We start from the raw sequence: 13,803 nt of genomic DNA on the forward strand, positions 1-13,803 counted from the left end.
CCCACCATCCACCGGGTTCGCCGCCCGCGCTGGCAGCTCCTGCACCGTACCACCCAAAACCGACCGTTGGTTGGTTTTCTGGGGTCTCCCGCGGGCGGTACAGTCTGGCCATGGCACGACGGGGTTCGTACGCAAAGGGCATCGCGAAGCGCGAGGAGATCCTCACGGTCGCGCTGGACCTCGTGGCGTCGCAGGGCTTCCGGCGGACGAGCATCAAGGACATCGCCGACGCCGTGGGACTGACCCAGGCCGGCCTGCTGCACTACTTCGACTCGAAGGACGAGCTCTGGGTGGAGATCCTCCGCCGCCGCGACGAGCTCGACCTGGCACACGACTGGCAGGCCGCGGACCCGGCGGCCCTGCTCGCGGCGATCGTGCGGCACAACGCCGAGGTCCCGGGGCTGGTGCAGATGTTCGTCAACCTGTCCGCCGCGGCCGCCACCGACGCCGAGCACCCGGCGCACGAGTACTTCCGCGAGCGCTACGATCGCAGCCGCCGCGACCTGTCCGCCGACTTCCGCACCATGCAGCAGGACGGTCGGCTGCGGTCCGACATCGACCCCGACGAGCTCACGAGCGTGCTGCTCGCGGTGTCCGACGGCATGCAGATCCAGTGGCTCTTCGACCCCACCCGCGACATGGCCGAGCACGTCGAGCTCGTCGCCCGTCTGGCGATCGCCCAGGTCGCCCCCACCGCCTGAGAGACCCCCGCCCCGGCAGTGGGGTACGGACAGGGCCTGGTCGTGTCAGGGCAGGCGGGGCAGGATGGTCGATGCCCGCCAGGGCGTGTTCCGACGACGATGTGGAGTGACGCGATGACGCGTGTAGTGGTGACCGGTGGCAGCGGCAAGCTCGGACGAGCGGTGGTGCGCGACCTCGATGCGCACGGGTACGACGTGGTCCTGCTCGACCGTGTCCCCTCGCCGGACAAGCCCGAGCGTGTCCCGTTCGTGCGGATCGACCTGACCGACCACGGCCAGGTCCTGAACGCCCTGCTCGGCATCGACGACCGGTACGACCACGTCGACGCCGTCGTGCACCTCGCGGCGGTGCCGGCCCCGGGACAGGTGCCCGACGTGGCCCTGATCACCAACAACGTGACCTCGTCCATCAACGTCTTCCACGCCGCCCGTGCCGCCAAGATCAAGAACGTCGTGTGGGCGTCGAGCGAGACCCTGCTCGGCATCCCGATGGGCGAACACCTGCCGCCCTACCTGCCGGTCGACGAGGAGTTCGCCGTCCGCCCGCAGTCGTCGTACTCGCTCGGCAAGGCGGTCGAGGAGGAGATGGCCCGCCACTTCACGCGCTGGGACCCCGAGCTGAAGATGATCGGGCTGCGCTTCTCGAACGTGATGGACGAGACCGACTACCCGGCGTTCCCGTGGGACGCCACCCCCGAGGCGAAGACGTTCAACCTGTGGTCGTACATCGACTCGCGCGACGGGGCCCAGGCCGTCCGCCGTGCGCTCGAGGCGGACCTCACCGGGTTCGAGGCGTTCGTCATCGCGAGCCCCGACACGGTGATGGACACCCCGACGATCGAACTCGTCGAGCGTTTCGTGCCGGACATCGAGCGCCGTGCGGACATCGACGGCGTCAGCTCGCTGCTGTCGTCGGAGAAGGCCCGCGAACTCCTCGGCTACACGCCCGAGCACAGCTGGCGCGACCACCGCGCCTGATCGTCAGGCGGCGGGGACGAGCAGCCCGTCGAGCACCAGGTCGCGCGCCGCCGGCAGCAGGTCGGCGGCGAGGGCCTGCTCGTCCGCGCCGGTGATCTGCGCGAGCGCGCCGATGATCGCCGCGACGGACAGGTCACCGTCGCACGCGCCCACGAACGCCGCGAGTGCGGTGTCCGCGTCCACCCGGCGCCCGAGCCCGCCGCCCTGCACCAGCGTCATCACGGTGGGGTCGTCGTTGCCCGGCCAGTAGTACCGCTCCTCGGTGACGTCACCGGCCACCGCCAGGTGGGCGGCAGCGAGCGCGGCGTCGTCGTGCGCAGCGAGCCAGGCGGCCGCGTCGAGGACGCGGGCGACCGTCGCCCCCAGACCCGCGGGGTTGGAGCCGAGCGTCTCGGGGACGCGCTCGAACCGGCGGAGGCCGGACGGGCCTCCCGGCAGGGGTCGACGCACCACGACGTAACCGAAGCCGACGCCGGTGACGCGGCGATCCGCGAAGTCGTCGAGCCACGCGCCCATCAGGGTGTCGAACCCGTCCGTGCCGGGCTTGGTGCCGCCGTCGCGGATCCAGGTCTCGGCGTAGGACGTCGGGTCCTGCCGCTCGCGCTCGATCACCCACACGTCGAGGCCGGTGTCGGCGAACCAGGCGCGCACGCGGTCCAGGCCGTCGACGCCCCAGCGGTACTCCCAGTTGCCGAGGAGCTGTGCGGTGCCACCGGGCTCCAGGTGGTCCCCGAGGCCCCGGAGCACCGTCTCGACCAGGGCGTCACCGACCATGCCGCCGTCGCGGTACTCGTAGGACGGGACGCCTTCGCGACGAGGCGTGATGACGAAGGGCGGGTTCGAGACGATCCGGTCGAAGCGCTCCCCCGCGACCGGCTCGAACAGTGAGCCGAACCGGAAGTCGATGCCGTCGATGCCGTTCAACTGCGCGTTGAAGCGGGCGATGTCGAGGGCACGGCGCGAGATGTCGGTGGCGACCACGTGGTCGGCGAACCGCCGCGCGTGCATGGCCTGGATCCCGCAGCCGGTGCCCAGGTCGAGCACCCGCTCGACCGGCACGGGCACCTGCAGGCCGCTCAGCGTCGTGGTGGCGCCGCCGATGCCGAGGACGTGTTCCTCGCTGATCTCGTGTCCGAGGGCGAGCTCGCCCAGGTCGGAGACGATCCACCAGCTGCCGGCGCCGAGGTCGTCGACGAAGGCGTAGGGGCGCAGGTCGACGGTGGGGTGGACGAGCGGGGCGCCGCCGTCGCCGTCGCCGTCGCCTTCGCCTTCGCCTTCGCTGCGCAGCAGACCCGATGCGATGACGGCGTCGAGCCCGGCGGTCGGGAACGCGGCGGCTGCCTCAGCCCGCGCCACCGGCAGCCCGAGCACGAACAGCGTCGCCAGGGTGCTGAGCGGCGTGGTCTCGCGGGCGGCGAGCGCACGGAGCGCAGCGACCCGCGAACCGCGGTGCAGCGATGCGGCAGCCTCGGCGCCCCACAGGGAGTCGAGCCGGTCGACGGTGAAGCCGGCGGCCGTCAGGTCCGCGGCGAGCGCCGTGGCGACGGCGGGGTCTGCGACGATCGACGGCAGCGTGTGCACGGTCGGGCTCGGGGCGGCGTCGGGCTCGCCGCTCACGAGGCGAGCCCCTCGCGGAGCAGGGCCGATGGGACCTGCCAGTCGAGCACCAGGTCGAGGAGCCCGGGGAACCGCTGCTGCACGTCCGCCACCCGGACACGGCTGACGCGGGTCAGGCCCTCCAGGTGCTGCTCGAGCAACCCGGCCTCGCGCAGGACCCGGAAGTGGTGGGTCAGCGTGGACTTCGGCCGGTCGATGCCGACCCACCCGCAGCTGCGCTCACCCCCGGCCGCGTCGACCAGGTAGCGGTGCAGGATCGCGAGCCGGATCGGGTCGCTCAGGGCGTCCATGACGACGGGGAGGTCCATCTCGGCCACGGACGGCTGCGGCAACCGTTCGGGAGCATCGACGTGCGCGGGCATGGACGGGACGCTACCACCGTTCGGCTTGCTGTACGACTTGCGTCGTACTGTTCGAGTGCGGTACGAATGCAGTCGTACTGCACGGAGATGGAAAGGGGTGCGCATGCACCAGTCAGCTCGTTCGGTCGCCGGGTTCTGGATCCTGGCGGCGATGCTCCTGGTCTCGGTCGCCTCGTCGGCCGTCCCGTCGCCGATCTACCCGGTCTACGCCGCCGAGTGGCACCTCACGCCGCTCATGCTCACCGGGGTCTTCGCCATCTACGTCGCCGGCCTGCTGGCGAGCCTGCTCATCGCGGGGCGCTTGTCCGACCACGTCGGCCGGAAGCCCGTGCTCGTCGTCGGCGGGCTGGGCGTCGCACTGTCGCTCGGCCTGTTCGCGGCGGCGGACGGGGTCGTCGCGCTCATCGTGGACCGGATCGTGCAGGGCGTCTCGGTCGGACTGCTCATCGGCGCACTCGGCGCGGCCCTCATCGACAACTCCCTCGAACGCCACCCGACCATGGCGGGTGTGCTGAACGGGGTCATCCCGCCGATCGCCCTGGCCACCGGCGCGCTGTCGAGCGGCGCCCTGGTGCAGTGGGGTCCGGCGCCGGAGCAGCTCGTCTACCTGCTGTTCGGCGCGCTCCTCGTGCTGCTCGTCCTCGCGCTGTCCGTCGTCCCCGAGCAGGTGGAGCGTCGCCCAGGAGCACTCCGCTCCCTGCGCCCGACGATCAGCGTGCCGCGGTCATCGCGTCGGCTGTTCCGCGGCGTCGCCGGATCGCTCGTGGCCAGTTGGGCACTGGGCGGCATGTTCCTGTCGCTCGTCCCCTCGGCACTCGGCGCGGTGTTCGGCATCACCAACCACTTCGCCGCCGGTGCGCTCATCGCGGTCGTCACCGGTGTCGGCGCCCTGACCGGCCTGGCGATCCAGCGGATGGACACCCGACGTGCGGTCCTGCTCGGGCTCGTGGCGCTCGTGCTCGGCCCGATCATCACCGTGTCGTTCGTGTTCGCGCACTCCCTGCCGGGCATGGTCGTCGGCAGCGCCGTCGCCGGTGTCGGCTTCGGCGCCGGGTTCCAGGCACCGCTGCGGATGCTGCTCGCCACCGCTGCACCGACCCACCGCGCCGGACTGCTCTCCACGATCTACGTCGTCAGCTACCTGGCGTTCGGGGTGCCCTCGGTCATCGGAGGCCTGCTCGAGCCGTCGGTCGGCCTCGTCCCGGTCATCGCCGGGTACGGCGGCTTCATCGTGCTCGCCGCGGTCGTCGCCCTCGTGCTGCAGCTGTCATCGAAGGACGCCGCCGAGGTCGAGGAGCGCGCTGCCGAGGTCATCGAGCGCACCGCCACCGGTTCGGTCCGGGTCGCGGCCGAGTAGGCGCGCCCGGCACGGTGCGGCGATGCCCATTCGGTGCGAGGTTGATCGCTCGGTGCGAGCCTGCAGCGCCGCACGGAGGCGTCAACCTCGCGCGCGGTGACCAGCCCCGCACGGTGCCGACCGCGACGGCCCGACTAGTGGCCCGGGTGCGCCGAGTTCGCCCCGCGAGCGCGCGCACGGACCCCGACGGTCCGCGCCGCTCCGGTGTGCGCAGCATCGACGTCGGCCTTGCCCCGGTCGGCCGCATCGCGCAGACGCTTCGGCCCGTGCCGCTTGGCCCAGTCCCAGAAGCGGTGCAGCTGCGCCTTGAGCCACGTGATGATCTTGTGGAAGAAGTGGAACTCGCTCGCCAGCACGGTGAGACCGATGAACACCACGAGCCACCCCGGGCCCGGCAGCGGCACCAGGATCAGCCCGATGATGACGACCAGCCCGCCCACCAGACCGACCAGCACCTTGTAGAACAGGTGCACGTGCGGCCGCTCGTGGATCCAGGCGCGCAGGCGGTGGAACCACTGGAAGCGCTGTCGGGCCGCACCATCGGCCCGGGCGTCGCCGGGTCGGTCGTTCGGGTCGCCGTCCATGCCGAAAACGTAGGGCGCGCGGCTGGGAATCAGCGGCGCACGCGGTGGACGCGGGGTGCGCAGGCCGGGAGGCGCGGGGCGGGGTTGCGCCGCGCCTCCAGTCCGTCACGCGGCAGCGTCCGCCCACCCCTCAGGCGTGCGCGACGCACGTCGCCGCCCACGGGACGGCGGCCAGCCGGGCCTTCGGGATCGGCTCGCCGCCGACCGTGCAGCGGCCGTAGGTGCCCTCGTCGATCCGTGCGAGCGCGGCGTCCACCTGGCGGATCCGCAGCTGCGCACCGTCGCGGACCGCACCGAGCGAGCCACGTTCCCACGCCAGGGTCGCACCCTCGGGGTCGTGCTCGTCGTCGGAGTTGGCATCCTGCCGGGCGTCACTGACGTCACGCATGCTCCGCTCGACCTCGGTCAGCAGCCGTTCGTTGCGGGCGCGTTCGGCTTCGAGTGCGGGGCGGGGGTCCTCCATCCCGGACACGGTAGTCGCGGCGGAATGACCCCGCCCCCGGATGCGTTCGCATGGACATGACGAAGATCGGGTTCCTGTCGTTCGGACACTGGCGTGACGTGCCGGGGTCGAAGGTGCGCAGCGGGCGAGAGGCCCTGGTGCAGGCGATCGACCTCGCCGTCGCAGCAGAGGAAGCAGGCGTCGATGGCGCTTACTTCCGCGTCCACCACTTCGCGCCGCAGCAGGCCGCACCGTTCCCGCTGCTCGCCGCCATCGCCGCAAAGACGAGCCGGATCGAGATCGGGACCGGCGTCATCGACATGCGCTACGAGAACCCGCTCTACATGGCGGAAGAGGCCGCGGCCACCGACCTGATCTCCGGCGGGCGACTGCAGCTCGGCGTCTCGCGGGGATCACCCGAGACCGCCCTCGCCGGCTACCAGCAGTTCGGCTACGTGCCCGACGCCTCCGATGAGAACGGTGGCGACATGGCCCGAGCGCACACGAGCGTGTTCCGCCGTGCGATCGCCGGCGAGCCGATGGCCAACACCAACCCGCAGATGACCGGATCGGTCGGGTCCCTGCCGATCTTCCCGTTGTCCGACTCGCTCGGCGACCGCATCTGGTGGGGTGCCGGCACCCGCGCCACCGCGGAGTGGACGGCCGAGCAGGGCATGAACCTGATGTCCTCGACCCTGCTGACCGAGGACACCGGTGTGCCGTTCGACCAGCTGCAGGCCGAGCAGATCGAGCGCTTCCGCCGGGTGTGGGCGGAGTCGGGCTGGGAGCGGACCCCACGGGTGTCGGTCTCGCGCAGCATCATCCCGATCATCGACGACGAGTCGCGCCACTACTTCGGCGTGCGCGCGCAGGTCGAGGGGCAGGACCAGGTCGGGCACCTCGACGGCGGGCTCGCCCGGTTCGGCCGCTCCTACATCGGTGAGCCCGAGCAGCTCGTCGCGGAGCTCGCGGCCGACCAGGCCGTCCGCGCTGCCGACACCGTGCTCGTCACCGTGCCGAACCAGCTCGGTGTGGAGTTCAACGCGCGGCTGCTCGCGGCCGTGAAGGACGTCTTCACCGAGGTCGACGCGGAGCCGGTCCCCGCCTGACCCCGTATCGGGATCCGGTTCAGCCGTTCGGGATCGGCCTCAGCGGTTCGGCCACAGCAGCCGGAACCGCTCGCACACGACGGGCATGCCCGGCGCGAACCCGCGCGGGTGCTCGGAGTGTGCACGCCAGAACGCCTCGTGCACGGCCCGCCAGTGCTCGAGCGTGCGGTCGCCTTCACCCTCGGCCCAGGCGTGGTCAGCATCGACTTGATCGAACGGGACCACCTGGACCAGCGTCGTCTCGATGACCGCGCGGGGCGCATCGGAGCCGTCGGTCACGATGCTCAACTCGTCCACTGCGGGCAGCGGGTCACCGGTCGCCTCGTAGTCCCAGAGCGACGACGCCGTGCCGACCTTGACCCCGTCGAGCACGAGCTGCAGGAGCGCGTCCGCCTGCTCCGGGGTCGCACCGAACGACCAGGCTTCCGGCATGTCCACCGGAAGGTCCGGTCGCTCGAGGCGTCGTGCGGTCCAGAAGTCGTCGAGGGTCGAGGGCACGCCCCGACCGTAGTGCACCGGGAGACGGCACTTCGTGAGCAGGAGATGTCGAGTGCTATGCCGCGACCCGACCATTGCTGCTCACGAAGCACGCCCGTCTCCCCCCATCGTGCTGCTCACGAAGCGCGCCCGTCGCGCCCATCCGGCAGCGCCTGCCGCCGCGCCCTCGGGTGCGCCGTCTGGTACACGTCCCGCAGCATGTCGGCCGTGACCATCGTGTAGATCTGCGTCGTGGCGACGCTCGCGTGCCCGAGCAGCTCCTGCACCACGCGGACGTCAGCACCGCCCTCGAGCAGGTGCGTCGCGAACGAGTGCCGGAAGGTGTGCGGTGACACGTGCGCCTCCAGGTCGGCGGCGGCAGCAGCGGCCTGGATCACGAGCCAGGCGCTCTGTCGCGACAACCGCGCACCACGGGCGCCGAGGAACAGCGCCGGCGTCGACGCTCCCCGTGCCGCGAACACCGGCCGTGCCCGCACCAGGTAAGCGTCGATCGCGGCCCGCGCGAAGCTGCCGAGCGGGACGATCCGCTGCTTGTTGCCCTTGCCGGTGACCTTCACGACGGCGAGCCCGTCCGCACCGGGGCCCGGGCCCGGGCCCGGAGCGTCGGCAGCGGCGTCCGACAGCGTGGTGACGTCGTCGACCGACAGCCCCACCGCCTCGGAGATCCGCGCACCGGTGGCGTAGAGCAGCTCGAGCAGGGCCTTGTCCCGCAGCTGGACGGGGTCGTCCGCGTCGACGGAGACCGCCCCGAGCAGCCGTTCCATGTCCTCGACGGGGATCGCCTTCGGCAGCCGCATGGGAGCCTTCGGCGGTCGGACGGCGGTGCCGGGGTCGAGCGGCAGCCAGCCCTCTCCCGCGGCGAAGGCGGTGAACGAACGGACCGAACTGAGCATGCGCGCGATCGACCGCGGCGCCAACGGTCCCGATGGTCGCGTGGCGAGGTGCTCGACGAACCCCGAGACGTCCGCCCGCGCCAGGCGAGCGACGTCCTGCAGCACCGAGGAGCCTCCGGCCCGGTCAGCGCCGTCCGACTCGACGACCGGTGCGACGCCGAGCCACTCGGCGAACACGGCGAGGTCCCGCCGGTACGCCGACAGCGTGTGCTGCGAGAGTCCCCGCTCGATCGCGACGTGCCGCAGGTACGTCTCCACGGCACGATCGAGGGGCATCACCTCAGCAGGCTAACCGGCGAACGGCCACCTGCCCGTCAGTGCAGCGCTTCGTCCGGCGCGCCCACCCGGAAGCCGGTGAACGTCACGGTCAAGCCAGCCCGCGTCGGCCCGGCGCACAGCAGCCCCGCGGACACGACGGCCTCCGGGTCCAGGTACGCGACCCGGACGAGCCGGGGCTCGTCGCCCTCGGCCCACGCCCGGATCGTCACGGCGTCACCGTCGCGGCTCGCGCGGACGGTCACCACCCGGCCCACCCACTCCGGCACGGGCGACACGGACCAGTCGGAGAACCCACGCGTGACCACGGCGCCGAGCTGAGGAGCACCGTCCGAGAACTCGACACCGGCCTTGATCCACGTCCGCTCGTCGACGCGCAGGAACACCCCGGCCTGGTCGAACTGCTCGGTGTAGTCGAGCACGAACGACGCCTCGACCGAGAACGGGCCGTCGGTCGGTTGCAGCAGCGCGTGCTCCGAGTCGTGCACGAACCCGTACGAGGTGGTCCGCCAGGCATCGCTGCCCTCGACGGCGGTGACACGGAACACGTCGCCGTCGAGCACGGAGGCCTGCGGCTCGTGCGTCCAGGCACCGGCGCCGACCAGGTCACGCAGACCGTCGACCGCTGCCCCGCTCACTTGCTGCGCTGTTCGATGGCCTCGACCGCGAGCGTCGCGACGACGAGGGCCGAGTTGTTGAGCCGACCGCCCAGGATCCCGTCGAGCAGCTCCGCCCGTGGCACCCAGCGCGTCACGATGTCGGCCTCTTCCGCCTCGCGCTCGAACGCGGACCCGGTCGACCGCACGCCGCGCGCCCGGTAGACCTGGATGAACTCGTCGCTGCCGCCGGACGACGTGTTGTAGCGGATCAGCGGCTCCCACGTGTCGGCTTCGAGGTCGGCCTCTTCGCCCAGCTCGCGCTTCGCGGCGGTCAGGTGGTCCTCGCCCGCCATGTCGAGCAGGCCGGCGGGCAGCTCCCAGTCACGCATCCGCACCGGGTGCCGGTACTGCTGGATGACCAGGACGCGGCCCTCGTCGTCCTCGGCGTACACCGCGACCGCGCCGGTGTGGTCGATGTACTCGCGGACCATCGCGTCACCGTTGTACGCGACGGTGTCGCGACGCACGTCCCAGACGGCGCCCTCGTAGACGACGGTGGATTCGGTGACCTCGAAGGAGGCGGACTCGTCGGCGATCGGTGCGTCTGTCACGGCTCCATCCAAGCACGCGCGCGCCGGACGCCCCGTCGGAACCAGGTTCCGGACACAGCACCGCGTCATTCCGTGGTTCCGTGTCCGGAATCAGGTGCCGTGGACGCGCCCCCAGACGGACGGGAGGCGCGGTGCCAGCTGGCACCGCGCCTCCAGTCAGAGACCACTCGCGCTACGCGACCTGCTCCTCGGTCTGCGGGTCGAACAGGCTGGACGCCTCGTGGCGCTCGATCGCGGCCGCGACGAGCCCCGCGAACAGCGGGTGCGCATCGGTCGGACGCGAGCGGAGCTCCGGGTGCGCCTGCGTGGCGATGTAGAACGGGTGCACGTCGCGCGGCAGCTCGACGTACTCCACCAGCGTGCCGTCCGGCGACGTGCCCGAGAACACCAGGCCGGCATCCGCGATCTGCTCGCGGTACTTGTTGTTCACCTCGTAGCGGTGACGGTGCCGCTCGGAGGCCTCGGGCGCACCGTACAGCTCCGCCGCCAGCGACCCTTCGGTGAACGACGCCGGGTACAGGCCCAGGCGCATCGTGCCGCCCAGGTCGCCACCGGCGATGATGTCGACCTGCTCCGCCATCGTCGCGATGACCGGCGTCGAGGTCTCCGGGTCGAACTCGGTGCTCGACGCGTCGGTCAGACCGACCTCGTGGCGGGCGTACTCGATGACCATGCACTGCAGGCCGAGGCACAGGCCGAGCGTCGGGATGCCCTGCTCACGCGCGAACTTCAGCGCGCCGAGCTTGCCCTCGATGCCGCGCACGCCGAACCCACCCGGGATGCAGATGCCGTCGACGTCGCCGAGCTGCTTCGCCGCGCCCTCGGGGGTGGTGCAGTCGTCGGACACGACCCACTTCAGCGTGACCTTCGCGTCGTGCGCGAAGCCACCCGCACGGAGCGCCTCGGTGACGGACAGGTAGGCGTCCGGCAGGTCGATGTACTTGCCGACCAGCGCGATCGTGACGTCCTTCTTCGGCTCGTGCACGGCCTTCAGCACAGGCGTCCAGGCGGTCCAGTCGACCGGACCGGCGTCGAGCTTGAGCGCCTCGACGATGACCTGGTCGAGACCCTGGTTGTTCAGCAGCGTCGGCAGGTCGTAGATCGAGGGGACGTCCACAGCGTTCACCACGGCGTCCTCGTCGACGTCGCACATCAGCGCGATCTTGCGCTTGTTCGACTCCGACACCGGACGGTCGCTCCGCAGCACGAGCGCGTCGGGCTGGATGCCGATCGAGCGGAGCGCGGCGACGGAGTGCTGGGTCGGCTTGGTCTTCTGCTCACCCGAGGCGTTCATGAACGGCACCAGCGACACGTGCACGAAGAACACGTTGCTTCGGCCGAGCTCGTGCCGCACCTGACGGGCGGACTCGATGAACGGCTGCGACTCGATGTCGCCGACGGTGCCCCCGACCTCGGTGATGATGACGTCGGGCTGCGGGTCGTTCTGCGCCTGCTCGCGCATCCGGCGCTTGATCTCGTCGGTGATGTGCGGGATGACCTGCACCGTGTCGCCGAGGTACTCGCCGCGACGCTCCTTGGCGATCACCGTCGAGTACACCTGACCGGTCGTGACGTTCGCGGCCTGCGACAGGTTGATGTCGAGGAAGCGCTCGTAGTGCCCGATGTCGAGGTCCGTCTCCGCGCCGTCGTCGGTCACGAAGACCTCGCCGTGCTGGAACGGGTTCATGGTGCCCGGGTCCACGTTGAGGTACGGGTCGAGCTTCTGCATGACGACCTTGAGGCCGCGAGCAGTGAGCAGGTTGCCGAGGCTGGCCGCCGTCAGGCCCTTGCCGAGAGACGAGACGACCCCGCCGGTCACGAAGATCTGCTTCGTCACCTTCGGGGTCGAGTTCGAAGAATTGGTACCGCCGCTGAGAGTGTCCGCCACGGGATTCCATCGTACGTCAGAACTGCCGGGAGGCGCGACCCCGGTTCGCCGTGGGCGTTGCGCGGGTGGGTGGCTGGGTCACCGTGCCGTGGCCGGGTCGCCGGGCCGTGGCCCGGTCACCGGGCCGTGGCCCGGTCACCGGGATCAGGCAGGTCTGGCCGTCAGGCCCGCTGGCCGGCCACGTCGAGCAGCTCGCGGGCGTGCTCGATGCCGCTGGCGCTGTCGCCGAGCCCGGAGAGCAGCCGAGCCATCTCCTGCAGCCGGTCCTCGCCTTCGAGCCGTCGCACACTCGACGAGGTCACGGCACCGCTGGCGTCCTTCACGACGTTGAGGTGGTTGTTCGCGAACGCGGCGACCTGGGCCAGGTGCGTGACGACGATGACCTGCGTGCGCTCGGCGAGCTTCGCCAGCCGCCGGCCGATCTCGATGGCCGCCGCCCCACCGACACCCGCGTCGACCTCGTCGAAGACGAAGGTCGGCACGGTGGTGCTGCCAGCCATGACGACCTCGATCGCGAGCATCACGCGCGACAGCTCACCACCGGACGCCCCCTTGCCGATCGGCCGGGGGTCGGTGCCGGAGTGCGGCTGGAGCAGGATCGTCACCTGGTCACGGCCGTGGCGGCGGTACTCCCCCGCGTCGGTGACCTCGACCACCAGGGTCGCGCCACCCATCGCGAGGGTCTTCAGCTCGGCCGTCACACGCTTCGCCAGGTCGGCCGCCGCCTTGGTACGCGCCGTGGTGAGCGCTGCGGCGGCGGACTCGAGCGCCTGCTCATCCTGCTCGACCGACCGCTGCAACGCCGCGATCCGGTCGTCGTCGCCGTCGAGTTCGAGCAGCCGGTCACTCGCGCGCTGACCGTAGGCGATGACGTCGTCCACCGTCTCGCCGTACTTGCGGGTGAGGCCGGCCAGCAACGCCCGGCGTTCGTTGATGAGTTCGAGGTCGTGCCCGGCTTCGGGTTCCAGGGAACCGAGGTAGCTCGAGATGCTCGCCGACGCCTCGGCTGCCTGGATGCCCAGCTCCGTGAGCTGCTCGAGCACCGGCTGCAGGGCACTGTCCGACGACACCACACGCTCGACGGCACGGCGCGCGGACTCGACCAGGCCGACGACGTCCGAGACGCCGTCGAGGGACTCGCTGGACAGTGCCTCGTGCGCCAGGGCAGCCGACAGCCGGAGCTCCTCGAGGTTCCCCAGGCGCTCGGCGCGCTCGGCCAGCTCGACGTCTTCCCCGGGCTGCGGGTCGGCGGCTTCGATCTCGTCGGAGGCCGCACGGATCCGCTCGGCCTCGGCCACCCGGTCGTCCCGGTCACGGACCAGGACCTCGAGTTCACCGGCGTGCTGCTGCCAGGCGTCGTACGCGGCCACGTACCGGGCAAGGGCCTTCTCGAGCGAGGATCCCCCGAACCCGTCCAGCGCCGCCCGCTGCGCGGTGGCCGAGGTCAGGCGGATCTGGTCGGACTGCCCGTGCACGGTGACGAGCTGGTCGGCGAGTTCACCGAGGACCGCGACGGGGGCACTGCGACCGCCGACCGTGGCACGGCTGCGCCCCTCGGCGGAGACCGTGCGGGTGAGGATGAGCTCGCCGTCCTCGACGGTGCCGCCGGCGTCCTCGACACGTTCGGCGACCGCGTCCTGCTCGGGGACGTGCCAGCGGCCTTCGACGACCGCGCTCGACGCGCCACGGCGAACCGAACCGGCGTCGGCCCGCGCACCGAGCAGCAGCCCGAGTGCGGTGACGATCATCGTCTTGCCTGCACCGGTCTCCCCGGTGACGACGGTGAAGCCCGGCCCGAGTTCGAGCGTGGTCTCACCGATGACACCGAGGTCGCGGATCGCGATCTCCTCGATCATCGGTCGTCCTCCGTGCTCATCGGGTGTTCTCC

Annotated in this window: 14 protein-coding genes; 4 read left to right on the top strand and 10 right to left on the bottom strand. The window is 71.4% G+C overall.

The window, feature by feature from the left end; all coding sequences use genetic code 11:
- The first annotated feature begins 110 nt into the window (after positions 1-110).
- Both BOSE127_RS08915 and BOSE127_RS08920 read left to right on the top strand, forming a co-directional pair.
- The gene (locus BOSE127_RS08915; RefSeq protein ID WP_159556950.1) at positions 111-701 is read left to right on the top strand and encodes a TetR/AcrR family transcriptional regulator; all 591 of its coding nucleotides are present in this window, start codon (positions 111-113) and stop codon (positions 699-701) included.
- Between the two features lie 114 nt (positions 702-815).
- Positions 816-1,679, top strand: a complete 864-nt coding sequence (locus BOSE127_RS08920; RefSeq protein WP_031259567.1) for an NAD-dependent epimerase/dehydratase family protein — start codon at positions 816-818, stop codon at positions 1,677-1,679.
- Positions 1,680-1,682: 3 nt separating this feature from the next.
- Here the strand turns inward: BOSE127_RS08920 and BOSE127_RS08925 are convergent, their stop codons facing one another.
- Positions 1,683-3,296: a DUF7059 domain-containing protein gene (locus BOSE127_RS08925; RefSeq protein WP_236559524.1), complete on the bottom strand. Its 1,614-nt coding sequence runs from the start codon at positions 3,294-3,296 to the stop codon at positions 1,683-1,685.
- Entirely contained in the window at positions 3,293-3,658 is a 366-nt protein-coding gene (locus BOSE127_RS08930) for an ArsR/SmtB family transcription factor (protein WP_017886913.1), read from the bottom strand. The genes BOSE127_RS08925 and BOSE127_RS08930 overlap by 4 nt, the downstream gene beginning before the upstream one ends.
- Before the next feature lie 103 nt (positions 3,659-3,761).
- On the opposite strand from BOSE127_RS08930, the gene BOSE127_RS08935 reads away from it, so the two are divergent.
- Positions 3,762-5,015 carry an MFS transporter gene (locus BOSE127_RS08935; RefSeq protein ID WP_042540827.1) on the top strand — a complete coding sequence of 418 codons (1,254 nt, stop codon included), beginning with the start codon at positions 3,762-3,764 and terminating at the stop codon, positions 5,013-5,015.
- A 134-nt stretch (positions 5,016-5,149) separates the two neighbouring features.
- On the opposite strand, the gene BOSE127_RS08940 is transcribed toward BOSE127_RS08935, so the two are convergent.
- Together BOSE127_RS08940 and BOSE127_RS08945 are read right to left on the bottom strand one after the other, a co-directional pair.
- Positions 5,150-5,599, bottom strand: a complete 450-nt coding sequence (locus BOSE127_RS08940) for a TIGR02611 family protein (protein WP_017886915.1) — start codon at positions 5,597-5,599, stop codon at positions 5,150-5,152.
- A 130-nt stretch (positions 5,600-5,729) separates the two neighbouring features.
- Positions 5,730-6,062 carry a TraR/DksA family transcriptional regulator gene (locus tag BOSE127_RS08945; protein WP_017886916.1) on the bottom strand — a complete coding sequence of 111 codons (333 nt, stop codon included), beginning with the start codon at positions 6,060-6,062 and terminating at the stop codon, positions 5,730-5,732.
- Positions 6,063-6,112: 50 nt separating this feature from the next.
- On the opposite strand from BOSE127_RS08945, the gene BOSE127_RS08950 reads away from it, so the two are divergent.
- Positions 6,113-7,150 carry an LLM class flavin-dependent oxidoreductase gene (locus tag BOSE127_RS08950; RefSeq protein WP_017886917.1) on the top strand — a complete coding sequence of 346 codons (1,038 nt, stop codon included), beginning with the start codon at positions 6,113-6,115 and terminating at the stop codon, positions 7,148-7,150.
- Between the two features lie 39 nt (positions 7,151-7,189).
- Here BOSE127_RS08950 and BOSE127_RS08955 read toward each other — a convergent pair whose 3' ends face one another.
- From BOSE127_RS08955 to recN, 6 genes are all read right to left on the bottom strand, one after another.
- Positions 7,190-7,648, bottom strand: coding sequence for an ASCH domain-containing protein (locus BOSE127_RS08955; protein WP_413813393.1), 459 nt, complete (start codon positions 7,646-7,648; stop codon positions 7,190-7,192).
- Positions 7,649-7,764: 116 nt separating this feature from the next.
- Positions 7,765-8,817: a site-specific tyrosine recombinase XerD gene (locus BOSE127_RS08960; RefSeq protein ID WP_031259572.1), complete on the bottom strand. Its 1,053-nt coding sequence runs from the start codon at positions 8,815-8,817 to the stop codon at positions 7,765-7,767.
- A gap of 38 nt (positions 8,818-8,855) precedes the next feature.
- On the bottom strand, positions 8,856-9,455 hold the full coding sequence (locus BOSE127_RS08965) for a DUF1349 domain-containing protein (protein ID WP_017886920.1): 600 nt from the start codon (positions 9,453-9,455) through the stop codon (positions 8,856-8,858).
- On the bottom strand, positions 9,452-10,027 hold the full coding sequence (locus BOSE127_RS08970) for an NUDIX domain-containing protein (RefSeq protein WP_017886921.1): 576 nt from the start codon (positions 10,025-10,027) through the stop codon (positions 9,452-9,454). The genes BOSE127_RS08965 and BOSE127_RS08970 overlap by 4 nt, the downstream gene beginning before the upstream one ends.
- 172 nt (positions 10,028-10,199) lie before the next feature.
- Positions 10,200-11,915: a CTP synthase gene (locus tag BOSE127_RS08975; RefSeq protein WP_031259575.1), complete on the bottom strand. Its 1,716-nt coding sequence runs from the start codon at positions 11,913-11,915 to the stop codon at positions 10,200-10,202.
- Positions 11,916-12,076: 161 nt separating this feature from the next.
- Positions 12,077-13,771: a DNA repair protein RecN gene (gene recN / locus BOSE127_RS08980; protein WP_017886923.1), complete on the bottom strand. Its 1,695-nt coding sequence runs from the start codon at positions 13,769-13,771 to the stop codon at positions 12,077-12,079.
- Between the last annotated feature and the right edge of the window lie 32 nt (positions 13,772-13,803).

It is taken from the genome of Curtobacterium sp. 8I-2, assembly GCF_902506155.1.
In the GTDB taxonomy this organism is placed as follows: Bacteria; Actinomycetota; Actinomycetes; order Actinomycetales; family Microbacteriaceae; genus Curtobacterium; species Curtobacterium poinsettiae.